Genomic DNA, 23,341 nt, shown 5'->3' on the forward strand with positions numbered 1-23,341 from the left:
TGAATAGACAAAGCAAATCACATAATATTAATTATGTGATACCTCTTTCTCTCTTTAAAGTGACAAATAATATATTGATTTTTCACTTTTAGGACACCCTCTTTATATGTACAATAATAAAACTTAAAGATTAATCTTTACTACATAACCTTCATAGGTTCTAATATTAAAAACAGTATTGTCTTCAAATATTAAATACTGCCCTTTAATACCTTTTAAAACACCTGTATAATGTGGTGTTTTTTCTAAATTCAAACTCACCACCTTCTTAGGATATTCTAAAACGGGGTATTGAAACTTATATGATTTTTCTACAAAAGGTGTGTAATACTCTTGCACTTCTTGTGGCAATACGGACTGCAAATTATTCCGTTGATGAATTAAATCTACTTCGGGCACTTCATTTTTCAACATACGTTGCCAATTTGTCTTATCTGCATACATTTCTTTCAAAGCTACTTCAGTAATCCCTGCTAAATAGCGATTAGGAACCTCAACAATTGGAACAGCTTCTACAGCTCCTTGATCAATCCATCGAGTAGGGACCTGTGTTTTTCTTGTCACACCTACTTTAACTTCACTAGATAGAGCTAAATATACTATATGGGGCTGTAATTGAACTTTTTTCTCATATTCTAAATCACGGTCTTCAATATCTAAATGAGCTTTGCTTAATTCAGGCTTCATAATCCAATCTCCAGCAGAAGCACTCGCCATAAAACAGTCATAACAAAAGCCTTGCCTAAAAATTTTCTTTTCCTTACCACACTCTAAACATTGATAACCAAGATGTAAAAACGCTATTGATTTCCCTAATAACTGATTAAGATTTAAAAAAGAATTTTCAAAAACTAAATAATATTCGATGGGATTGACAAACTCTGTTTGCATTTTAGTAAGTACACCTTGAAAAGTCATAATAGATTTTTGATTTTAGATATTAGATAATCAATTTATTTTTTATTTTAGCGTAAAGTTATAATTCAAAATTCAAAATTCAAAATCTACAATTATAATGCCTTTACCTATTATAAATTCTATTGCCTCTTGGGTTTTAAAACAACGTATCCATCAAATAGAACTTTTTTTAAAGTACCCAAATGAAGTACAGGAAGAACTATTGATGAGCTTAATACGTCAATCGGAAAATACGATAGTAGGTAAAACTTATGATTTTCAATCTATAAAAACGTATCACACTTTTCAAGAAAGAGTTCCTATTTCACACTATGAAGATTTAGAACCCTTGATTGAACGTACACGAAAAGGAGAACAAAATGTTTTTTGGCACCAACCCATTAAATGGTTTGCTAAATCGAGTGGAACAACTAATGCAAAAAGTAAATTTATACCTGTAAGTAATGAAGCTCTTGAAAACTGCCACTATAAAGGCAGTAAAGATTTGCTTTGTATGTACCTTAACAATAACGAAAATTCTCAGCTTTTTACAGGCAAAAGTCTTCGTTTAGGAGGTAGTAAACAGCTATATGAAGACAACAATACTTTTTTTGGAGACTTGTCAGCTATCCTGATTGACAATATGCCCTTTTGGGCTGAATTTAGTAGCACCCCTTCAAATAAAACTTCTCTAATGAGCGAATGGGAAACAAAACTACTAGCAATCGTTAACGAAACTAAGATAGAGAATGTAACAAGTTTTGCAGGGGTTCCTTCTTGGATGATGGTTTTACTTAATAAACTTATGGAAGAAACAGGTAAAAACAATCTGCTTGATATATGGCCTAATCTAGAAGTATATTTTCACGGTGGTGTAAGTTTTGAACCTTATAGGGAACAATACAAAAAAATACTTCCAAAGACTGATTTTAAATACTACGAAATTTATAATGCATCAGAAGGTTTTTTTGCCATACAAGATCTTAATAACTCAAGTGATTTACTACTAATGCTGGATTATGGTATTTTTTATGAATTTATACCTATGGACACATTTGCTACTCCAAATCAAAAAGTGATCCGTTTAGCAGAAGTTGAACTCTATAAGAACTATGCTGTTTTAATTACAACTAACGCTGGTTTGTGGCGCTACCTAATTGGTGACACCGTTCGGTTTACTTCTTTATCTCCTTATCGAATTCGTATTACTGGTCGAACAAAACATCACATTAATGTTTTCGGTGAAGAATTAATGGTAGAAAATACTGATAAAGCTCTTGCTAAAACATGTCAACTCACTAATTGCGAGGTAAAAGACTATACCGTTGCACCTATTTTTATGAATGGAAAAGAAAAAGGGGCACATGAATGGATCATTGAATTTAAGATACAACCTGAATGTATTGAAAGGTTTAGCGAAATTTTAGACGAAACAATACAATCATTAAATTCTGATTATGAAGCTAAACGCTACAACAACATGACACTAAATCCTTTAAAAGTAAATATAGCTCGTGAAAACCTATTTTATGATTGGTTAAAAGAAAAGGGGAAGTTAGGAGGACAAAATAAAGTACCTCGCTTATCAAACTCTCGTGAGTATTTAGATTATCTTTTACAAATGCAATAAAAAAACTGTCCAAAAAAATTACCAACTATTCTTTCGTTAAAAAGGTAGTGTTTTCTTTTCGGACAGCTTATTTTTTAATTTTACGATGCTATTTCTAGACGTTTTAGTAGGTTTTTATTAAGAGCTACTTCTACATACTCCTTATCTACCTTTAACTCTTTTTCATCAGAACTTGGTATTTCATACATAGCATCAGTTAAGATTGCTTCACATAATGAACGTAAACCACGAGCACCTAATTTATATTCTAAAGCTTTATCTACAATATAATCTAATGCTTCGTCTGTAATTTCAAATTCAATCTCATCCATAACAAACAACTTCTTATATTGCTTAATTAAAGCATTCTTAGGCTCTGTTAATATTGCTCGTAATGTGGCTTTATCTAAAGGATCCATATGAGTCAGTACTGGCAAGCGACCAATAATTTCAGGTATTAAACCAAAATCTTTGATATCTTTTGGAATTACGTATTGTAATAGATTTGTTTCATCTATTTTATCTGTTTCCTTAGAAGCTCCAAATCCCATAGCCTGACGATTCAATCGTTTTGAAATAATACGTTCTATACCATCAAAAGCACCTCCTGCTATAAATAATATATCTTTTGTATTAACTTCTACAAACTTTTGATCTGGGTGTTTACGCCCTCCTTTAGGCGGAACATTTACTACTGTTCCTTCTAACAGCTTTAACATTGCTTGTTGTACTCCTTCTCCTGAAACATCACGTGTAATAGAAGGATTATCGCTTTTACGAGCAATTTTATCAATCTCATCAATAAATACGATACCTCGTTCAGCTTTTGCAACATCATAATCTGCGGCTTGTAATAAGCGGGTTAAAATGCTTTCAACATCTTCTCCAACATAACCTGCTTCTGTTAATACTGTTGCATCCACTATTGCTAATGGAACATCTAACATTTTAGCAATTGTCTTAGCTACTAGAGTTTTTCCAGTACCTGTTTGACCTACCATAATAATGTTAGACTTTTCAATTTCAATATCATCTCCGTGATCTAACTGCATTAAACGTTTATAGTGGTTATACACAGCAACGGAAATGACTTTTTTGGTTTGATCTTGTCCTATAACATATTTATCTAAAAAAGCTCTAATATCTTTTGGCTTTTGTAAAACTAAATCTGTTACCTTAGATAAACCATTAGCCTTTAATTCTTCTAAAACAATTCCGTGTGCTTGCTCAATACAATGATCACATATATGAGCGTCAATCCCTGCAATTAATAAATTTGTTTCAGGCTTTCTCCTTCCACAGAAGGAACATTCTAAAATTTCTTTTGCCATTATTTAAGTCTAATGTCGTAATGTCTAATATCATAAAGTCTTACTTTTTAACTTCATAATTTTTGACTTTCGACTTACAATTATCTTCTTAAAACTTCATCAATCATTCCGTATTCTTTTGCTTCATCAGCTTTCATCCAATAGTCACGTTCAGAGTCTTTGTATACTTTTTCGAAAGGTTGTTTTGAATGATGTGAGATAATTTGGTATAATTCATCTTTTAATTTCAACATTTCTTTTAAATTAATTTCCATATCAGTAGCTACTCCTTGTGCGCCACCAGATGGTTGATGAATCATAACTCTTGAATGTGGTAAAGCAGAACGTTTTCCTTCTGCACCTGCACATAAAAGAACAGCTCCCATAGAGGCAGCCATACCTGTACAAATAGTAGCCACATCAGGTTTTACAAATTGCATTGTGTCATAAATTCCTAAACCTGCGTATACACTTCCTCCTGGAGAGTTAATATATATTTGAATATCTTTAGAAGCATCAACGCTTTCTAAAAACAATAATTGTGCTTGAATAATATTTGCCATATAATCATCTACTCCGGTTCCCATAAAGATGATTCTATCCATCATTAAACGTGAAAACACATCTAATTGAGAGATATTCAACTGACGTTCTTCAATTACATAAGGAGTCATACTACTTACGATTTTATCGTAATACATACTATTTACTCCATGATGCTTAGTAGCATATTTTTTAAATTCTTTACCGTAATTCATTTATAATTAGTTTAAAAGTTTAAAAGTTTAAAGCTATCCTTCTCTAAACAGATTAAACGAATTGCAATTTTTAGACCTTTTTATTTTTAATGACAGTTTGTCAATAAAAAAGCGTCAAATATTTTATTTGACGCTCAAACTTACATATTTTTTATGATTTCTCTTGAAGAAAATTTAAAAAGTTTACAACAGTAAATTCTTTTTATTTATTACTTTAATAATATTCTTTTTCAAGAAAATATATGATTTTTCACTAATTAGATTTCACCATACATTGCTTTAATGAATTCATCATAAGTAACTTCTTTAGTAGACGTATTTAATTTTTCTTTAAACACATTTAATAATCTTTCGCTCATTACTTGTTCTGACAAACGACGTACTTCATCTTGATTAGTCATTACACGACTCACAATGTTATCTACATCTTCTTGAGATGGATCTAATTGACCAAATTGTGCCATTTGCTTTTGATAATATCACTAGCATATGCTTTAAGATCATCAAAAGTTACTTGTAAATTATTGGAAGTAATAATTTTACTTTCAATTAATTGATAACGTAACCCGTTTTCAGAACGAGCATACTCAACTTCTGCTTGTTCAGCTGTTAGTGGAGTTTCTCCAACTGTTTGAATCCATCTTTTTAAAAATTCAGCTGGCAATTCAACTTGGTGATTGTTAATTAAATATTCTGTTGCATCATTATAAAACTTTTGATCTGCTTGTTGAGCAAACGTTTTTTCAGCATCTTCTTTAATTTTAGTTTTTAAACCATCTACTGAAGTTACATTTCCTTCTCCGAATAATTTATCAAATAATTCTTGATTTAATTCAGCTGGTTCTGTTGTGGTTACTTCTTCAATTTTAAAATCAACTGTAATATCTAAACCGTGAACATCATCATGACCTAAACCTAAATAATCCATTAATTTATGATCATCATTAAATAGTCCTTTTGTAGGAACAGCTACTACTTCTCCTGCTTTTTTACCGATGAAAGATTCTGCAACTGCTTTGTTTTCAAAAATATCTAATGTAATCTGAGCGGGTTTATTAATTCCCTTTTCTTCGTTTACGAAAGTACCACGAATATCATCTTCTTTAGCTATTTCTTCTTTAGAAGACATTTTTCCAAATTGTTTTTGAATTCTAACAACTTGTTCATCTAACAACTTATCATCTGCTACTATAGTATAGTATGTTAATTCAGACCCTTCTAATTTCACATCAAACTCAGGAGCTAAACCTAATTCAAATTCAAATTTGAAATCATCAGCATCCCAGTTGAATTCTTCAGTAAATTTAGGAAGTGGATTTCCTAAGATATCCAATTTTTCTTCTACTAAAAATTTATTTAAACCTTCTTGAATTAACTTATTTACCTCTTCAGCTAAAACTGCTTTACCGTATTGTTTTTGTACTAAAGACATAGGTACTTGACCTTTACGGAAACCTGGTATGTTCGCATTTTTGCGGTAGTTTTGCAAAACTTTCTCTACCTTTTCAGCATAATCATTCTTTGCAACTTCTACAGTTACCACTGCGTTCAACGCATCGATATTGGTTTTTGTAATATTCATTATATATGTTTTTACGTACTAAAATTGGGTGGCAAAATTACATAATTTATACCACCCAACAAATTTTATTTAATTAAAATCAACTTACTAATTTTTAGTCTTTTATAAACTTATATAAGACCCATTGTGAAATAGACATTAAGATACTAAAAATAAAAGCAGCACTAAATGATTCAACTACAAACCCGTCTACTAACCGAGTACATAAGAGCACCATACCTGCGTTAATAACTAACAAAAAAATACCTAATGTAAAAACGGTAATAGGAAAAGTAAAAAAAACCAATACAGGTTTTAGAAAAGTATTTAATAATGCCAGAACAACAGCTACTTTAACAGCAATGGTAATTTCATCAACTCGTACACCTTTTACAAAATAAGAAAGGGCTATTACAATTAAAGTCGAGATTAATAATCTTTGTAATAATTTCATTTTTTATAGAATTTAAAATATTAATTTAAATATAAAAAGGACACTACTTTAACTAGCAGTAGAACTATTCAGAAAACAAAGGGTTTTTTCTAAAAAGTCTTTTGGATTTTCTGCATGCAACCAATGACCTGCTTGAGAGACACTTTGAATATCAGCATTTGGAAAATGGTGATAAATGGTTTCAAAATCACTATCTAAAATATAGTCTGATTGATCGCCACGCAAAAACAAGGTTTTTTTATCATAATGATTTTCAAATGGTAATGCCTCGCCTATAACTGAAGTGTTTTGAGTAAATACTTTTAAATTAAATCGAAAACCTAATTGCCCCGGTTCTACCCAGTACAAATTCTTCAACAAAAACTGACGTGTACCGAAATCCGTTATAAATTTAGAAAGAATTGTTTCAACATCTGTACGTGATGGTTTTATAGAAAAATCTACTGCATTTAATGCTTCTAAAATAGTTTGATGATGGGGAGCATAATACTTTGGTCCAATATCTGCAACAATTAACCTTTCAACCAAATCAGGACAAGTAGTAGCTAATAGCATGGCAACTTTCCCTCCCATTGAATGACCAATTACAGAAATATCTGATAAATTATATTGTTTACAATAATTAACGACATCTTGCACCATACCGCTATAACTCCAATCAGAGGTATGAAAACTCTTTCCATGATTACGCATGTCTAAAGCGTGAACTTCAAAACCTTGCTCAGCATATTGTGCCGCCAAAGTTTTCCAGTTATCAGACATCCCTAGGAAGCCGTGAATGACAACTAACTGACCTTTTAATTCTGCTATTGAATTTATTATATTACTATGTAATTCTGTATTCATATACTTTTTTTTGGTATATTATTCACAAGCACTTCCTTCTAAAATTCTCAAAATGATTATTTATCAATGATGTGTTTAATATATATTTTTTCGGAAATTCTTACTATTTTTTTTAATCCTACAAAGTGTATCTCCTTTTATTTTAAATTCTTCACTAACTTTTACACTTGATGGAGTAGCAAAATCAAGGAATATTCTTTCACATTTTGAGGAACTTTTAATAATTAATTTTCTTTTACAATAAAATTATAAAAAGTAAAACTATGAAGTCATTTGATAAAATCAAAATTATTTAGCTGATCGGATTTCTCCTCTAAATAAAAATATTTTATTGATGTTTGAACCGTTTTATTTTCATTAAACTTGATTAAATCTACCGTAATTTGATTTTTATATTTTTTATAAAGTAAAAACAGTATATCTCTAGAAACATATAGTTCTTTATAATCTATTTTAGCATTTAAATCGTTATCTGTTCAGATCTAGTTATCACAGATGAACAGCCAGCAAAACATATGGCTAAAAAAGACTTAACAACCATTTTCAAACATATTTCAAAATTTAATATTGGCTATAATATTAGAACTAAAAATTGAAATTTATTTTTTATATTTTACAATTAGACCAACTTCAACTTCCTCAAATACATATTTACGACATTCTCTAAGCCTAGATACAAGGATTCTGAAATTAAAGCGTGACCAATAGACACTTCTAGTAAGCCAGGGATATTTTGATTAAAAAACGCAATATTATCTAAGCTTAAATCATGACCAGCATTAACCCCTAAACCTAATTCATTTGCCAATTTAGCAGATGCCACATAAGGCAAAATCCCCTCTTTGTTCCCTAAACTGTATTCGTGAGCAAAACTTTCGGTGTATAGCTCAATTCTATCAGTTCCTGTTTCCTTAGCACCTTCAATCATCTTTAACACTGGATCCACAAAAATAGAAGTTCTAATTCCGTTGCGTTGAAACTCAGCAATGACATCTTTTAAATAAGTTTGATGTGTGATGGTATCCCAACCCGCATTAGAAGTTAATGCTCCAATTGCATCAGGAACTAATGTTACCTGTGTAGGTTTACATTCTAAAACTAAATCTATAAAATTATGTTGTGGATTTCCCTCTATATTATATTCCGTATAGACCACTTCTTTTAAATCACGTGCATCTTGATACCTAATATGACGCTCATCAGGTCTTGGATGTATTGTGATACCTTCCGCTCCAAAGTTCTGAATACGTTTTGCCGCTTCTATCACATTAGGTGTATTACCCCCACGCGAATTACGCAACGTAGCAATCTTATTTATGTTTACACTGAGTTTACAATTATTTTGAGTCATTTAAAAACATATTTTTATAAAAGACAACAAAAATACAAACTTACGCACGGGTCTTATGTAATTTTTTAATTATTTTGCAATTAAATAATAATTCAGAAATATTTTTAAACGACATTATTTATAAATGAATACACTAATAGACTATATTAACCATGACTTTGCTCCACTAGACATTAACGAAGAGGTAGCTACAGCACAGGATTTTTTTACGGATTATCCATTTTCGCATTTTCCTATAGTTGAAAATGGTATTTTTATAGGCAATGTATCAGCAGAAGATGTTGATGGATTTGATTTTAGTAAAAATTTAGCTGAATACCGACACACTTTTGAAACTTTCTTTACCAGAAGCAACTCCGTATTATTAGATGTCTTAGATGATTTTGCGAAAAATGAAACGAATATTATTCCTGTATTAGATTTAAACAATCAATACATCGGATATTATGAGTTAGAAGATGTAATACGCGTGTTTAACGAAACTCCTTTTCTTCGTGAATTAGGAGGAATTATAATCATTGAAAAAGGGATAAATGATTACTCTTTTAGTCAAATTGCACAGATAGTAGAAGGTAATAATGGAAAATTACTAGGTGCTTTCATTTCAAATTCAGATACAGAAAAAATTCAAATTACATTAAAATTAGGAGAAGGCAGCCTTAACGATATTATTCAAACATTCCGCCGTTATGATTACGAAATCATATCAGAACATCAAGAAGACGAACATTTAAAAACACTTAAAGAACGCTCTGATTATTTAGACAAATACCTAAATATTTAATCATAACATTACGATTCATCAAAAATTTTGGTGCTTAAATATTAATTGCTTTTTACCGAAACAGAAACAAAACCATGAAAGTAGCCATTTACGGTCAGTATTATCAAAACACAACTGCACCTATCATAGAAAGATTAATTCATTTTCTTAAAACAAACGCAATACTCTTTTCGATTGAGGCTAATTTCTTAAAAATTCTTCAAGACAATCAGATTATTACAAACCCTGTAGAAACATTTGACCGACATACTGATTTAGATATTTCTTACGATATGGTACTCAGTGTAGGGGGAGATGGCACTTTTCTTAGAGCCGCTACATTTGTTAGAGATTCTGGAATTCCTATCTTAGGAATAAATGCTGGTAGATTAGGTTTTCTAGCAAATGTTCAACAAGAAAATATTGAAAAATTCTTAGCACTCGTACTGGAAAAAAAATATACTGTTTCAGAAAGAACACTTCTTAGTGTAAGTTGCTCGCCCTCATTAAGTTCATTAGAAGATATAAATTTTGCTATGAACGAAATTACAATAAGTCGTAAAGATACCACCTCTATGATAACCATAGAAACCTATCTAAATGATGAATATCTAACATCTTATTGGGCAGACGGATTAATTATATCTACTCCTACTGGTTCTACTGGTTACTCCTTAAGTTGCGGTGGTCCCATTTTAACACCAGAAACAGAAAGTTTTGTAATTACACCTATTGCTCCACATAATTTAAATGCTAGACCAATGGTTATTCCTGACACTACTGTATTAAAATTAAAAGTAACAGGTCGAGAAGAAAACTATTTAGTTTCATTAGATTCAAGAATTAATTCTGTTAAGAATGAAAGTATCTTAACAATTAAAAAAACAGCTTTTAAAATCAAAATGGTAGAAATAACAGAAGAAAGCTTTTTAAAAACATTAAGAAAAAAACTACTATTTGGTGAAGATAGGAGAAATTAAGACCTAAAATACTAGCAAACAAACTTTTTCGTTAATAAATAAGTTTACAAATTAAAACTAACAAATCGACAATTCACTTTGTGGAGTGTTCATAATTACTATATTTGCAACCTATTATAAAAATGAAAAAGTTAGCACACATTCTCCTGCTTATTTTGACTTTCAGTCAAAACCACGCTCAATTACACGAAATAGGTGTTTTTGGAGGGGGCAGTAACTACGTTGGTGATATTGGAAGCACCCTGTTTGTATCACCGAAAGATCCTACCTTTGGTGTTATTTACAAATGGAATAAAAGTAAAAGACATGCTTGGCGTTTTTCTGCTATAACAAGTACGATTAGCGGTGATGACTCTAGTTCAGACCAATCAGCAAGAAAAGAACGCGGTTATTCTTTTCAAAATAAAATATCTGAATTATCAGCAGGTTTAGAATTTAATTTTTTTGATTTTAACCTCCACGATAACAACTTTATTCTTACACCTTATATTCATTCTGGATTAAGTTTTTTTAACTATAGAAATTTATACTTCAAGAATGATAACGTCTCTTCAAAAGAGAATTCTTGGTCATTTGCTATCCCCATGACGGCAGGCATAAAGATGAAATTAACAAACAGTCTAATCTTAGGATTAGAAACCAGTTTTCACTATACTTTTATTGATGATCTAGACGGAAGTTTACCTAAAGATGATACTATGAAGAATTTTTCCTTTGGAAACACTAACAGCAATGATTGGTACACTTTTACTGGTGCAACTTTAACTTATACTTTCGGAAAAAATCCTTGTTATTGTAAGAATTAATGAATTTAATAGATAAAATAAACAAAGACAACTTACCACAACATCTTGCCATTATCATGGATGGAAATGGCCGTTGGGCAAAACAAAAGGAATGCTTCGCGTTTTCGGTCACGAAAACGGCACAAAATCTGTACGTGTTACAGTAGAAACTTGTGTTAAATTAGGCATTAAAAACTTAACTCTTTATACCTTTTCTACTGAAAATTGGAATCGCCCAAAACTAGAAGTAGAAACATTAATGAAAATACTCGTATCTTCTTTAAAAAAAGAACTAGATACTTTTATCAAACACAATATTAAACTAAACAGTATAGGTAATTTAGATTCACTTCCTAATAATGTACGTAAAGAACTACTAGAAGTAATTGAAAAAACTAAAAATAATAACCAAATGACGCTAACCTTAGCATTAAGTTATGGTTCGCGCGAAGAAATCTTAAATGCTGTTAAAAAAATATCTGATAAAGTTAAAAATAATATAATTTCAATTGAGAGTATTGACGAATCAATTTTTAATAATCATCTTTACACACATGATTTACCAGAAGTAGATTTAGTAATACGAACAAGTGGCGAACATAGAATCAGTAATTTTTTACTTTGGCAGATAGCATATGCTGAATTTTATTTTACGGATGTGTTATGGCCTGATTTTAGTGAAAAAGATTTATATGAAGCCCTCATTAGCTATCAAAAAGAGAACGTAGATTTGGAAAAACAAGTGAGCAAGTTAAATAATTTTACACGAGTTAAAAGCAGCATACAATTTATGCTGCTCATTGCATTTACAAGTATTACTATAAACGTAAAAGCACAAGAAAGACTAACCATTGAAAATGGTAAATCATATGTACTAAAAAAAGTAAATGTAACAGGTAAAGTTACCTATAACGAACAAACAATTGTTACGTTTACTGGTCTATCAAAAGGACAAACTATAACAGTCCCTGGAGAGGAAATTAGTAATTCCATTAAAAAACTGTGGAAACTAGGGCTATACAACAATGTCAACTTCTATGTAGATAAAATAGAAGGAGATAGTATTTCTCTTGAACTAAATCTAAATGAATTACCAAAACTTAACAATGTTAAAATTATTGGTGTTAAAAAAGGAGCACAGGAATCTTTAATTAAAGATAATGGACTTACTTCTGAAAAAATAGTAAATGAAAACCTTTTAACTACAACAAAATATTATATTGAGAATAAATATAAAAAAGAAGGTTATTTCAATACAAAAGTAAACATAAGCACTGTGGAAGACACTACTACGATAAATCATGTAAATATGGTAGTAAATGTAGACAGAGGAAAAAAAGTTCGTATTAAAGATATAGAGCTAATAGGTAATGATGAGCTAAAAAAAGGCATTTTACTTCGTTCGATGAAGGATACTCGTCATATAAGCCTAATGAATTTCTTGAAATTAAAATCAATGAAATTTAAAAGAGATAAATACAAAGATGATTTAAATTTATTAATCAGTAAGTATAAAGAAAACGGTTATCGTGATGCGAGAATAAAATCAGATACTGTTGTATACAATCCTAAAACAAATAAGGTTTCCATAAAAATCAATCTTGAAGAAGGTAAAAAATATTATTTTGGTGACATCAACTTTACAGGAAATACAGTTTATAACGACCAAATTTTATCAAAATATTTAGGAATTAGAAAAGGAGATGTGTATAACAGCGTTTTATTAGACAAAAGAATTGCAGACAAAACACAGCCTGACGGAGACGATATAACCAATTTGTACCAAAACAACGGTTACTTATTTTCAAACATTAACCCTGTTGAAGTTAAGACAGAAAATAATCAAATTGACTTAGACATTAGAATTGTAGAGGGGCCTTTAGCTCATTTCAACAAGATATCAGTAGTAGGTAATGACAAAACAAATGATAAAGTAATTTATCGTGAATTAAGAACCAAACCAGGAGAAGTCTATAGTAAAGAAAATTTAGTAAGAACAATCCGTGAAATTGGGCAATTAGGCTTTTTTGATGCAGAAGCTATAAAACCAGATTTTGAAAATGTGGATCCAGCAGGTGGTACTGTAGATATCAAATACCACGTTGCTGAAAAAGGAGCAAGTCAAATTGAACTACAAGGTGGTTACGGTGGAGGAGGTTTCATTGGTACTTTAGGATTATCATTTAACAATTTTGCTCTAAGTAACATCTTCAAGAAAAATGCTTATAGACCGCTTCCTATGGGAGATGGACAAAAGCTGTCTTTACGTTTACAAGCAAGTTCATACTTTCAAACTTATAGTTTTTCATTTGCAGAACCTTGGTTTGGAGGTAAAAAACCAGTTCAATTTTCAGGCTCGTTATCATACAGTAAACAATTTTCAAATAACTTTATAAGTAATAGCGTAGATAGATCAAGAAGTTTCAATATTTTCACAGCTTCTGTAGGTATCGCTAAGAGATTACAGTTTCCAGATGACTACTTTGTCCTTTCACAAGCAGTTACATACCAACATTATGATTTAAACAATTATAATATTGGATTGTTTACATTTGGTAATGGTACTTCTAGAAACCTATCGTATACTATTGGATTAACCCGTAACAATAAAGGCGTAAATCCCATATTCCCTACACATGGTTCTGAATTTAGTGTAACCGCTAAACTTACACCCCCTTATTCATACTTCAATGGAGTAGATTATCAAAATCTTGGAAATTTACCAGAAAATAAATTATACGCTACAACTTCTTCTGAAACATATAATGTAGGAGATCCACTAATCAACAATAATGGTGTATTAACAAAAGCTAATTCTATTGAAGAAGCGTCTGCAGATCCTGCTAAAGTAGATCAACAAAAATTTAATTGGTTAGAATATTACAAGATAAAAGTGAAAGCAGAATGGTTTTCTAAGATATATGAAAAACTAACACTACGCACACTAGGAGAGTTTGGTTTTATGGGAGCTTATAATAATAAAAGAGGTCTAGTTCCCTTTGAACGTTTTTATTTAGGCGGTGATGGTTTAGCTAATTTTGCCATGGATGGTAGAGAAACAATCCAGTTAAGAGGTTATCCTAATAACTCATTAACTCCTACTATTACGCAAGGAGATAGAGCAGGTCAACAAATAGGAGGTACTGCATTTAATAAATTTTCATTAGAATTGCGCTACCCAATTACATTAAAACAAGCAGCATCTATATACATGATGGCTTTTGTAGAAGCTGGAGCGGCTTTTGAAGGATTTAAATCATATAATCCATTCGCTTTAAAACGTTCTGCTGGTGTTGGTCTGCGTGTTTTCATGCCTGCATTTGGTCTTTTAGGAATTGATTTTGCTCATGGATTTGACCCTATTAATATAGGGGGAACAAAATCAGGCTGGCAAACACATTTTATCATAGGACAACAATTTTAATTATATTTGACGTTATCTATAATATCAAATATATAAGTTAATAGCTTGTGAAAATTAAAAAAATATGAAAAGAATCTTCTTAATATTAGGGTTGTTTACCATAACCAATATAATAGGACAGACCAAAACAGGTCTAAAAATTGGGTATATTGACATGGAATATATCCTAGAAAACACACCTGATTATAAAGAAGCTTCTTCTCAATTAGAAGAGAAAGCACAAAAATGGAAACAAGATATTGAAACTAAAAAAAATGCTATTAATAAACTTAAAGATGCTTTAAAAAGCGAAAGCGCTTTACTAACGAAAGAGCTAATTAAAGAAAGAGAAGAAGAAATTAAGTTTCAAGAAAACCAATTATTAGATTATCAACAAAAACGTTTTGGATCAAGAGGTGATTTAGCATTGCAAAAAGAAGCTATCCTAAAACCAGTACAAGATCAAGTATTTAATGCAGTTCAGGATTTAGCTGAAAAAAACAATACGATTATATATTTGATAAATCTTCTGCACAAATGACTATGCTATTCTCTGCAAAAAGGTTTGATCTTAGCGACCAAATTGTTCGAGTTATAACTAGAGCCGAAAAAAGAGAAGAACTAAGCAAAAAACAACAAAAAGCTCTAGAGGAAAAAGAGGCAAAAGAAGATGATGTTTCTGAAAACCCAAGCCTTGCAGAGCGAAAAAAAATATTAGATGAAAAAAGATCTCGTCGTGAACAAATATTAGAATCTAGACGTTTAGAGACTGAGAAAAAAAGAAAAGAATATGAAGAAAAAAAGAAAAAACAGTTAGAGGAACAAGAAGCTAAAAAAACTGGCACAACTATTGATTCCCCTACAAGCAATAATCTTCCTCAAACCAGCAATATACCGAATGCACAAACGGTTAGTTTTAATAAAAGAGAAGATAAAAAAATAAATCAAGACTCTATTCGAATTGTACGCGAAACGGCAAAGCAAGAATTAATAGAAAAAAATAAAAAAAACCTTGAAGAAAGGAAAAAAGCGTTAGAGGAAAGAAAGAAAAAAATTCTAGAAGAAAAAGAAGCTCAACGCAAAGCTCAAGAAGAGAAAGCAAAAGAAAAAAAGAGTACTAATTAATTTTTAACTATACTAAACACTTTAGATGATGAAACAATTGAAATCTTTATTAATTGCGACTGTAATGTTTTTAGGTATCAGCGGAATGAATGCGCAATCAAAAACAGCTCATATTGATGTTCAGCAATTACTTTCAAAAATGCCCGAAATGACTGCTGCTAAAGCACAGTTAGAAACTTTAAGCAAAACTTTAGATGCTGAGTATTCAAAGATGGTAACTGAATACCAAACTAAAATGAAAAAATACGAAAGTGAAGCTCAAACTGCTGGTGATGCTGAAAATGAAAAAAGAGCTAAAGAAATGCAAGATATGGGACAAAGAATCCAACAATATCGTGACAATGCTCAAAAACAAATTTCTGACAAAGAAACAGAAATTGTAAAACCTATTATGGAAAAAGCAAAAGCAGCTGTAATTAAAGTAGCACGCGCGAAAGGATTCCAATATGTAATGGATTCTTCTGCTTTAATCTTAGCAGATGGACCAAACTTATTTGAAGATGTGAAAAAGAATTAAAATTCTAATTTCATCAAAATAAATTACTAAAAACTGTCTTGTTGTTTTCTTCAAGGCAGTTTTTTTTTATTTTTGTTTTATGACTAACACAAATCCCATAGGCCTTTTTGATTCAGGAATTGGTGGTACTTCAATATGGAAAGAAGTACATCACTTATTACCTAATGAAAACACAATTTATCTAGCTGATAGCAAAAATGCGCCTTATGGCAAAAAAACAAAAGAAGAAATCATCCAACTATGTTTTAAAAATGTTGATTTTTTACTACAACAAAAATGCAAACTAATTGTTGTAGCTTGCAATACCGCTACTACTAATGCCATAAAAGAAATGAGAGCTAAATATGACATCCCTTTTATTGGTATTGAACCCGCTATAAAACCAGCTGCAACTCTTAGCGAAACCAAAACTATTGGAATCTTAGCAACTAAAGGCACTTTAAATAGCGAACTTTTTAATCGTCAACTAAAAAACTATACTAATGTTAGAATTATGGAACAAGTTGGACATGGTCTGGTTGAACTAATAGAAGATGGTAAAATTGAATCTGAAGAAATGAGAGGGTTATTATATTCCTATTTAGACCCAATGATTAAAGCAGGCATAGACTATTTAGTATTAGGATGTAGCCACTACCCTTACTTAATCCCTGAAATAAAAAAATAATTCCTACATCTATTAAAATCATTGATTCAGGATTAGCAGTTGCAAAACAGACTAAATTAATTTTAGAACAACATCAAATAATGAATACACAAGAAAAAAAAGGCACCACTATTTTTTATTCAAATAGTGATACCCGTGTTTTAAAGTCAATTCTAGACTTTGATGAAAATATTTTTGAATTAAACTTTTAATAATAATTATTATTCTTTAAACCAACTTGAATACATAACATAATTATTAGAAATACGTTCAATCTCTCCAGCAAAATCACTCTGATTGATATCTTTTACTTTTTTAGCAGGTATTCCAGCGTAAATAGCACCTGATTCAACGGTTGTATTTTGCGTTACTACAGAACCGGCTGCTATGATTGAGTTACTTTCAATAACACAACCGTCCATAACAATTGCTCCCATACCAATCAAAACGTTATCTTTTATAGTACAACCATGCACAATAGCTTTATGGCCAATAGAAACATTATTCCCAATTTCTGTGGGATGTTTTAAATAGGTACAGTGTACTACAGCACCATCTTGAATATTGACTTTATTACCTATTCGGATCGAGTGTACATCTCCTCTAACTACGGCATTAAACCATACACTGCATTCTTTTCCAAAAACCACATCTCCAACAATAGTAGCATTTTCTGCCACATAACAATCTTCAGGAATTGATGGGCTTTTACCATTAACTGCTTTTACTAACATATTTTATAAAGATAAAAGAGGTCCGAAAAGTAAAAATTTAACGCACTTTTATTTTTTCACAAAAGTGAGTCCCATATAATATGGGCATTATATTATAAACTTTTTGGACATCCTCATATTAATTTACAGAAGGACAATTACAATCATATTTTTCACGTTTACAACCAAAATCAAAACCTAAAGTTAATTGATGAAAACCAGCCCTGTCAAATTTTACATCTCCTATGACATAAGTATAATTATAGGCTAACATAAACTTTTTATAATTAACTCCTACAATAGGTGTCAAATATTGTAAACGTTGCTTTTCTACAAATCCATTATTTATATATTGAGAACCATCAAGGCTGTTTCTATAAGATAATCCTGCCCAAAGTTTACCGAAGTCCATATTTTTATATGCTTTGATATTTACGTCTAAACTTCTTTCTTTCGTTAACTCTGTAAATTGAAACATAATAGAAGGTTCGTACAATATTTTATCACGATTTCCAAAAATATAACCTGAATTAATAACATATTTTCGAAGGTTACTTGACTCTATATCTGTATAAATATTTCTGCTTTTAAAAACTGCATTTTTCACAGTTGCGTGCGCATAAAAATCAAGAAAATTATACGAAGCTCCAAAATCAATATTATAATAACTTGCACTTTGCACTCCTCCACTCACTATAGGATCAAAAGAGGATCCAAATTCTGTTTCATCTAACTGTAATTGATTCACTCCTAGATTTACTCCAAAAGACAAACGGTTTAAATCAATATCATTTCTAGAAAATAAAATATGATGTGCGTATGTTGCCTTAAAACCTCTATTAGAATGATTACCATTACGGTCATTAAATAAAATAAGTCCAACCCCTGATTTACCATCTTGATCTACATTACCATTAACACTTATAGTCTGTAAAGCGGGTGCTTTGTCAACTCCAAACCATTGTTTCCTAGCTGTAGCTCTAATTTTTGCACAACTAGCAGCTCCTGCCATTGATGGGTGTATTAAATAATAATTATCTGTTAAATAATCAGAATATACAGGTATATCAACCTGACCATACAAGGACAAACTTACAAATGCGAATACAAGTGATAAATACTTCATTTTTACTTTTAATATGAGCTCTCAAAGTTAAACTATTTTGAACTACTGGAAAATAGTAGCATAATACAATTCCTTTTTTTTCGTTAAAATTCTTATAACTTTCCTCAATCTCTTACTTTATCCTAAACTTCTTTAGTAAATTTGCATACATATTTTTTCTTTTGATTTCAAAGAACAATTTATACTTTATACTCATGAAACTAATTACGATAAAAGAAACTTCAAATCCTTCTATTTTAAAATTTGAATTTTCATATTTCATTTGCCCAAATCAAAGTTTTGAATTCAAAAATGTAGATGAATGTGCTGATTCACCTCTAGCAAAACAGTTATTTTATTTACCTTTTGTAAAAACAGTTTATATTTCAGGAAATTTTATTGCTATCGAAAAATTCAGTATAGTAGAATGGAATGATGTAAAACAGGATGTAGCAGAACAACTTGAAAATTATGTTAATGCGGGCGGTCCTGTTATTATTGAAAAAGAAATTAAAAAAGTTGCTGTAACCGTTTATGCAGAAAGTACGCCTAATCCTTCTGTAATGAAATTTGTAGCAAGCAGAATGCTAACTAAACAAATTGTGGAATGTAAAAATATAGATGAAACTGGAGCTTCTCCCCTAGCAAAAGCATTATTTAATTTCCCTTATGTAAAAGAGATTTTCATAGATGAAAATTATGTTTCTATTACTAAATATGCTGTAAGTGAATGGCAAGAGGTAACGAACGAATTACGAACTTTTATTAAAGAATTTATAGAGAGCGGAAATATTGCGGTAGATGAAACAAAAATAACTGTTTCTCAAAAACAAGAAAAACAACAAATAACAAATTTTGAAAATTTAGACGTTACTTCTCAAAAAATCATTAACATAATTGAAGAATATATAAAACCAGCAGTAGCTTCTGATGGAGGAAATATATTATTCGATTCTTATAATGAAGCAGATAAAACAGTAAAAGTAATTCTTCAAGGAGCTTGTAGTGGCTGCCCTTCTTCTACTTTTACATTAAAAAATGGCATTGAAAACATGCTAAAAGAAATGCTTAATGATCAAGAAATAATAGTTGAAGCCCTTAATGGATAACTTTTTTATAATTTGTTTAAATACTTTTAAATCATTATTAAATAAAAGGGAAAATACATTCGTTTTTGTAAATAAAAAACAAAACACTTCTTCTTGAGGTGTTTTGCCTTTTTATCTCATAAAACACCATTAAATAAACTAATTTTAATAAAAGGTGCTAGATTCTTATTAGTAAACAAAAACTAAAAGATGAGAAAAAAATTTTTCTATAGTATTCATTTTAGATATAAATAACTTTTCTGATTCTTTAAAAGTTTTCATCATTTTCTAAAATTAAATCCTAAGACCTTATTTTTAGTAGAATTTTATTACCAAACACTTATAAAATGATTAATATAGACACACTAGAAACAGTAAAAGAACATGCCATTACCTATTCTATTAATTTATTAACTGCTGTTTTAATTTTTATTGTAGGAATATGGCTTTCTAAATTTATTACAAAAACAACAAAAAAAATACTGATTAATCGAAATATAGAAATTACACTGGTTGAATTTCTTGAAGATCTAATTTATTGGACAATAAGAGGGTTAGTATTTATAGCTGTTATTTCAAAACTAGGAGTAGAAACTTCTTCTTTTGTTGCTATTTTAGGTGCTGCTGGATTAGCTGTAGGTCTATCATTACAAGGATCTCTTTCCAACTTTTCAGGGGGTATTCTAATTATTTTATTCAAACCTTTTAAAGTTGGAGATAAAATAGAAGTACAAGGAGAAATAGGAAAAGTAGAAGATATTCATATTTTTTCTACTAAGCTAACAACGGGAAATAATCAAGTTGTATATATTCCAAATGGTGTACTTTCAAACGGTAAAATAAAGAATCATTCTCAAAAAAGCACCTCAAGAAATGATTTTACTTTTAATTTTCCAATAAATGAGAACATTAAAAATACAAGGTCAAAACTAGAGGTATTAGTTCAAAATCATCCATTAATTTTAAAAGATCCTAAACCGGACATTTTTATAGCTAGTATAGAGACTGAAACATTTAGCTTATTAGTTCGTGCTTGGACGCAAAACAGTGATGGTGTAGCTGTAAAATCAGATCTATTAAATTCTCTTTACAACCTATAATTTAGTAATTATTTTATAGATACAATATAAATAAAAAATAAAAGTGTTCGAAAAGTAAATATTTAGTTATCTAACTTTATTGGTTCATTTAATTAAAGAAAGCATAACTGAAATTGAGAAAACAAACTAAATATTTATTCTACACTTTTTGAACACTTTAATTTTTATGTATTACAAATTAAGATTGTTTTGTATTTAGCATAAACTCTTTTAAATAAAAAGGTTCAAAATAAGCTACATCTACAAAATCATTATTCAAAAATTTATGGTAAGCACCTTGTACCATTTCCTTAGAAGAAGGGAAAATTGCTTGATCATGATATACAAACTGATCTGTATTGAGTACTTCTTTACATTTAGAAGCTCCATCTCCTAACAAATGTATTGTTTCTTGAAACTCAGAAAATATATTAGATTCTATAATTTGAGATTCTACTTTTCGTTTTTGTTCATAATCTTTAGAAAAAATGGCAGTATAACATTCCATACGCCTAGCATCTATCATGGGCACAATAAGTCCGTCTAAAATTTTTATTTGCTTAGATAAAATTTCTAAAGTATCTAACGCGATTAACGGGATATTTAAAGCATAACACAAACCTTTAGCAGCAGAAACTCCAATTCTCAAACCTGTATACGAACCTGGTCCTTGACTGACTGCTATTGCAGTTAAATTGTTTGGTAGAATTTGAGCTTCTTTTAAAACTTCTTCTATAAAAACGTGTAATTTTTCTGCATGGGTATATCCTGATTCTGCAATTTCACGAACTGCCACTAACTCGCCATCTTTAGCTAAGGATACAGAGCAATTGCGAGTAGCTGTCTCTAAATGTAAAATATAAGTCATCGATAATTATATATCCTGCAAAAGTACAATAATCATAAAAAAACAGGATTGATTCATTTAAAAAAATGACTCAACCCTGTAGGAAACAGCAAACTATTTTTAAACAAATTATTCTTTTTGCTTTCTTTTTTATCTCCTGATATTTTTTTCACTTTATCACCTGGATTTAATTCTTTTGTAACGATGGTATAAGGTCCTGTAATAATCGTTTCTCCTTTATTTAATCCAGAAAGAACTTCTATATAATTATCATCTTGGATTCCAGTAGTAATAACTTTTAATTGCACTTTATCACCCTTTTTTACAAATACACATTCATATCGTTTATCTTCTTTTATTGGTTCCTCTTCTTTTTCCTGAAAATCACCTTCCTCTTCTTTTTCTAAATATATTTTTTTTGAAGATGTTGTATCAGTACGCATAACAACAGCACTTATAGGAACTGCAATAATATTTTCTTTACGAGTAGTAATAATATCAACTGTAGCGGTCATACCTGGACGAAAAGGAGCATAATTATTTAATTTACCTTTCATTAAATCAGCATAAGATTCTTTTATTATTTTAATTTTCACTTTAAAATTAGTAACTTGATCTGCTGAAGTGGCGGAATTAGCAGAATTAGAAATACTCGTTACAATTCCTTTAAATTTTTTTTTGAGGTAAGCATCAACTTGAACATTTGCCTGATCTCCTATTTCAATTTTCACTATATCATTTTCATTAACATCTACTTCTACTTCCATATTATCAAGATTAGCTACTCTCATTAACTCTGTTCCAGCCATTTGTTGTGTACCTAATACGCGTTCACCTAATTCTACAGCTAATTTAGAAACAGTACCAGTCATAGGGGCATAAATAGTTGATTTTCGCAAACTTTCTCGGGATTCATTAACTGTAGCAGTAGCACTCTCTACATTAAAATAAGCCGCTTGTCTGGCTGCTTTTGCTCCTTCAAAAACGGCTAATGATTTATCCCATTCAGCACCTGAAATAACACCTTTATCATATAATTTTTATTCCGTTCATAATTTGCTTTAGCTTCTTTATATTGGGCTTCTACTTGTGACAGATTGGCTTTAGTATTAGACAGTCCTGCCTGTGTCCGATTTACTCCTTGCAAATATAATTGTGGATTAACTTTGGCTAACAAATCTCCTTTTTGAACCATCTGCCCTTCTTTAACTGGTAATTCGATAATTTCTCCTGAAATTTCAGATGAAATTTTAACTTCTGTTTCAGGCTGAATTTTCCCTGTAGCCGATACTGTTTCTATAATAGTACGTTCTTTAACTTCTTGCCATTCTACTTCTGTTACAGAAGTATTATCTCCTAACACTCCTTTTTTTTCAAACCTATTAATCCTACTATCAGAATTACAACACTACTAATAAGTATGTATTTCGTTTTTGCTTTCATTTAATTTATTATTTAACATTAAAGAGAAAATATTTTATCATAGAGCTAGTTCATCTTCAAC

At 30.3% G+C, this 23,341-nt stretch carries 19 protein-coding genes and 3 pseudogenes; 11 read left to right on the top strand and 11 right to left on the bottom strand.

Features of this window, described 5'->3' with window-relative positions; translation table 11 throughout:
• Positions 1-123: 123 nt before the first annotated feature.
• The gene (locus JJC03_RS02710; RefSeq protein WP_088398789.1) at positions 124-918 is read right to left on the bottom strand and encodes a DUF2797 domain-containing protein; all 795 of its coding nucleotides are present in this window, start codon (positions 916-918) and stop codon (positions 124-126) included.
• Positions 919-1,015: 97 nt separating this feature from the next.
• Between JJC03_RS02710 and JJC03_RS02715 the strand changes: the two genes are divergently transcribed.
• Entirely contained in the window at positions 1,016-2,527 is a 1,512-nt protein-coding gene (locus tag JJC03_RS02715) for a GH3 auxin-responsive promoter family protein (protein ID WP_088398790.1), read from the top strand.
• An 80-nt stretch (positions 2,528-2,607) separates the two neighbouring features.
• Here JJC03_RS02715 and clpX read toward each other — a convergent pair whose 3' ends face one another.
• The 6 genes and pseudogenes from clpX to JJC03_RS02745 all read right to left on the bottom strand — a co-directional run bounded on the left by clpX (position 2,608) and on the right by JJC03_RS02745 (position 8,786).
• The gene (gene clpX / locus JJC03_RS02720) at positions 2,608-3,837 is read right to left on the bottom strand and encodes an ATP-dependent Clp protease ATP-binding subunit ClpX (RefSeq protein ID WP_235873949.1); all 1,230 of its coding nucleotides are present in this window, start codon (positions 3,835-3,837) and stop codon (positions 2,608-2,610) included.
• An 80-nt stretch (positions 3,838-3,917) separates the two neighbouring features.
• Positions 3,918-4,574: an ATP-dependent Clp endopeptidase proteolytic subunit ClpP gene (gene clpP / locus JJC03_RS02725; protein WP_014165004.1), complete on the bottom strand. Its 657-nt coding sequence runs from the start codon at positions 4,572-4,574 to the stop codon at positions 3,918-3,920.
• A 257-nt stretch (positions 4,575-4,831) separates the two neighbouring features.
• Positions 4,832-6,156: pseudogene (tig, locus tag JJC03_RS02730) on the bottom strand (trigger factor).
• Between the two features lie 94 nt (positions 6,157-6,250).
• On the bottom strand, positions 6,251-6,589 hold the full coding sequence (locus JJC03_RS02735) for a phage holin family protein (RefSeq protein WP_088398793.1): 339 nt from the start codon (positions 6,587-6,589) through the stop codon (positions 6,251-6,253).
• A gap of 48 nt (positions 6,590-6,637) precedes the next feature.
• Positions 6,638-7,435, bottom strand: a complete 798-nt coding sequence (locus JJC03_RS02740) for an alpha/beta fold hydrolase (protein ID WP_088445193.1) — start codon at positions 7,433-7,435, stop codon at positions 6,638-6,640.
• A 619-nt stretch (positions 7,436-8,054) separates the two neighbouring features.
• A complete protein-coding gene (locus JJC03_RS02745) occupies positions 8,055-8,786 on the bottom strand; it encodes a pyridoxine 5'-phosphate synthase (RefSeq protein WP_235873950.1) in 732 nt (243 codons plus the stop codon).
• 124 nt (positions 8,787-8,910) lie between these two features.
• Between JJC03_RS02745 and JJC03_RS02750 the strand changes: the two genes are divergently transcribed.
• From JJC03_RS02750 to murI, 8 genes and pseudogenes are all read left to right on the top strand, one after another.
• Positions 8,911-9,570, top strand: coding sequence for a CBS domain-containing protein (locus tag JJC03_RS02750; protein WP_088398796.1), 660 nt, complete (start codon positions 8,911-8,913; stop codon positions 9,568-9,570).
• A 74-nt stretch (positions 9,571-9,644) separates the two neighbouring features.
• Complete coding sequence (locus tag JJC03_RS02755) at positions 9,645-10,529, top strand: NAD kinase (RefSeq protein WP_088398797.1); 885 nt, start codon at positions 9,645-9,647, stop codon at positions 10,527-10,529.
• Between the two features lie 122 nt (positions 10,530-10,651).
• Positions 10,652-11,335 carry a type IX secretion system protein PorG gene (gene porG / locus JJC03_RS02760; RefSeq protein ID WP_088398798.1) on the top strand — a complete coding sequence of 228 codons (684 nt, stop codon included), beginning with the start codon at positions 10,652-10,654 and terminating at the stop codon, positions 11,333-11,335.
• Between the two features lie 91 nt (positions 11,336-11,426).
• On the top strand, positions 11,427-14,738 hold the full coding sequence (gene bamA / locus JJC03_RS02770) for an outer membrane protein assembly factor BamA (RefSeq protein ID WP_258932110.1): 3,312 nt from the start codon (positions 11,427-11,429) through the stop codon (positions 14,736-14,738).
• 64 nt (positions 14,739-14,802) lie between these two features.
• Entirely contained in the window at positions 14,803-15,258 is a 456-nt protein-coding gene (locus JJC03_RS18585) for an OmpH/Skp family outer membrane protein (RefSeq protein ID WP_309597731.1), read from the top strand.
• Positions 15,255-15,842, top strand: coding sequence for a hypothetical protein (locus JJC03_RS18590; RefSeq protein WP_309597732.1), 588 nt, complete (start codon positions 15,255-15,257; stop codon positions 15,840-15,842). The genes JJC03_RS18585 and JJC03_RS18590 overlap by 4 nt, the downstream gene beginning before the upstream one ends.
• A gap of 28 nt (positions 15,843-15,870) precedes the next feature.
• A complete protein-coding gene (locus JJC03_RS02780; protein WP_235873951.1) occupies positions 15,871-16,359 on the top strand; it encodes an OmpH/Skp family outer membrane protein in 489 nt (162 codons plus the stop codon).
• Positions 16,360-16,438: 79 nt separating this feature from the next.
• Positions 16,439-17,217: pseudogene (gene murI, locus JJC03_RS02785) on the top strand (glutamate racemase).
• Between the two features lie 9 nt (positions 17,218-17,226).
• On the opposite strand, the gene JJC03_RS02790 reads toward murI, so the two are convergent.
• Positions 17,227-17,739 (bottom strand): gamma carbonic anhydrase family protein, encoded by a 513-nt coding sequence (locus tag JJC03_RS02790; RefSeq protein WP_088398804.1) that lies wholly within the window; start codon positions 17,737-17,739, stop codon positions 17,227-17,229.
• Between the two features lie 118 nt (positions 17,740-17,857).
• A complete protein-coding gene (locus tag JJC03_RS02795) occupies positions 17,858-18,844 on the bottom strand; it encodes a PorP/SprF family type IX secretion system membrane protein (protein WP_088398805.1) in 987 nt (328 codons plus the stop codon).
• Between the two features lie 194 nt (positions 18,845-19,038).
• Here JJC03_RS02795 and JJC03_RS02800 point away from each other — a divergent pair, with 194 nt between their 5' ends.
• Both JJC03_RS02800 and JJC03_RS02805 read left to right on the top strand, forming a co-directional pair.
• Positions 19,039-19,932 (top strand): NifU family protein, encoded by an 894-nt coding sequence (locus JJC03_RS02800; protein ID WP_088398806.1) that lies wholly within the window; start codon positions 19,039-19,041, stop codon positions 19,930-19,932.
• 326 nt (positions 19,933-20,258) lie between these two features.
• The gene (locus tag JJC03_RS02805; RefSeq protein ID WP_088398807.1) at positions 20,259-21,011 is read left to right on the top strand and encodes a mechanosensitive ion channel family protein; all 753 of its coding nucleotides are present in this window, start codon (positions 20,259-20,261) and stop codon (positions 21,009-21,011) included.
• 178 nt (positions 21,012-21,189) lie between these two features.
• On the opposite strand, the gene tsaB is transcribed toward JJC03_RS02805, so the two are convergent.
• Both tsaB and JJC03_RS02815 read right to left on the bottom strand, forming a co-directional pair.
• The gene (gene tsaB / locus JJC03_RS02810; protein ID WP_088445379.1) at positions 21,190-21,858 is read right to left on the bottom strand and encodes a tRNA (adenosine(37)-N6)-threonylcarbamoyltransferase complex dimerization subunit type 1 TsaB; all 669 of its coding nucleotides are present in this window, start codon (positions 21,856-21,858) and stop codon (positions 21,190-21,192) included.
• Positions 21,859-21,911: 53 nt separating this feature from the next.
• A pseudogene (locus JJC03_RS02815) lies at positions 21,912-23,280 on the bottom strand (efflux RND transporter periplasmic adaptor subunit).
• Positions 23,281-23,341: the final 61 nt, after the last annotated feature.

Origin of the sequence: Flavobacterium oreochromis (genome assembly GCF_019565455.1) — a bacterium.
GTDB lineage: Bacteria > Bacteroidota > Bacteroidia > Flavobacteriales > Flavobacteriaceae > Flavobacterium > Flavobacterium oreochromis.

Bases quoted from the DNA above. Each gene is read 5' to 3' on its own strand.
- JJC03_RS02795 (WP_088398805.1), bottom strand. From the start codon at position 18,844: ATGAAGTATTTATCACTTGTATTCGCATTTGTAAGTTTGTCCTTGTAT.
- JJC03_RS02790 (WP_088398804.1), bottom strand. From the start codon at position 17,739: ATGTTAGTAAAAGCAGTTAATGGTAAAAGCCCATCAATTCCTGAAGAT.
- JJC03_RS02715 (WP_088398790.1), top strand. From the start codon at position 1,016: ATGCCTTTACCTATTATAAATTCTATTGCCTCTTGGGTTTTAAAACAA.
- JJC03_RS18585 (WP_309597731.1), top strand. From the start codon at position 14,803: ATGAAAAGAATCTTCTTAATATTAGGGTTGTTTACCATAACCAATATA.
- clpX (WP_235873949.1), bottom strand. From the start codon at position 3,837: ATGGCAAAAGAAATTTTAGAATGTTCCTTCTGTGGAAGGAGAAAGCCT.
- porG (WP_088398798.1), top strand. From the start codon at position 10,652: ATGAAAAAGTTAGCACACATTCTCCTGCTTATTTTGACTTTCAGTCAA.
- bamA (WP_258932110.1), top strand. From the start codon at position 11,427: ATGCTTCGCGTTTTCGGTCACGAAAACGGCACAAAATCTGTACGTGTT.
- clpP (WP_014165004.1), bottom strand. From the start codon at position 4,574: ATGAATTACGGTAAAGAATTTAAAAAATATGCTACTAAGCATCATGGA.
- JJC03_RS02710 (WP_088398789.1), bottom strand. From the start codon at position 918: ATGACTTTTCAAGGTGTACTTACTAAAATGCAAACAGAGTTTGTCAAT.
- JJC03_RS02780 (WP_235873951.1), top strand. From the start codon at position 15,871: ATGAAACAATTGAAATCTTTATTAATTGCGACTGTAATGTTTTTAGGT.
- JJC03_RS02745 (WP_235873950.1), bottom strand. From the start codon at position 8,786: ATGACTCAAAATAATTGTAAACTCAGTGTAAACATAAATAAGATTGCT.
- JJC03_RS02755 (WP_088398797.1), top strand. From the start codon at position 9,645: ATGAAAGTAGCCATTTACGGTCAGTATTATCAAAACACAACTGCACCT.
- JJC03_RS02750 (WP_088398796.1), top strand. From the start codon at position 8,911: ATGAATACACTAATAGACTATATTAACCATGACTTTGCTCCACTAGAC.
- JJC03_RS02805 (WP_088398807.1), top strand. From the start codon at position 20,259: ATGATTAATATAGACACACTAGAAACAGTAAAAGAACATGCCATTACC.
- JJC03_RS02735 (WP_088398793.1), bottom strand. From the start codon at position 6,589: ATGAAATTATTACAAAGATTATTAATCTCGACTTTAATTGTAATAGCC.
- JJC03_RS02740 (WP_088445193.1), bottom strand. From the start codon at position 7,435: ATGAATACAGAATTACATAGTAATATAATAAATTCAATAGCAGAATTA.
- tsaB (WP_088445379.1), bottom strand. From the start codon at position 21,858: ATGACTTATATTTTACATTTAGAGACAGCTACTCGCAATTGCTCTGTA.
- JJC03_RS02800 (WP_088398806.1), top strand. From the start codon at position 19,039: ATGAAACTAATTACGATAAAAGAAACTTCAAATCCTTCTATTTTAAAA.
- JJC03_RS18590 (WP_309597732.1), top strand. From the start codon at position 15,255: ATGACTATGCTATTCTCTGCAAAAAGGTTTGATCTTAGCGACCAAATT.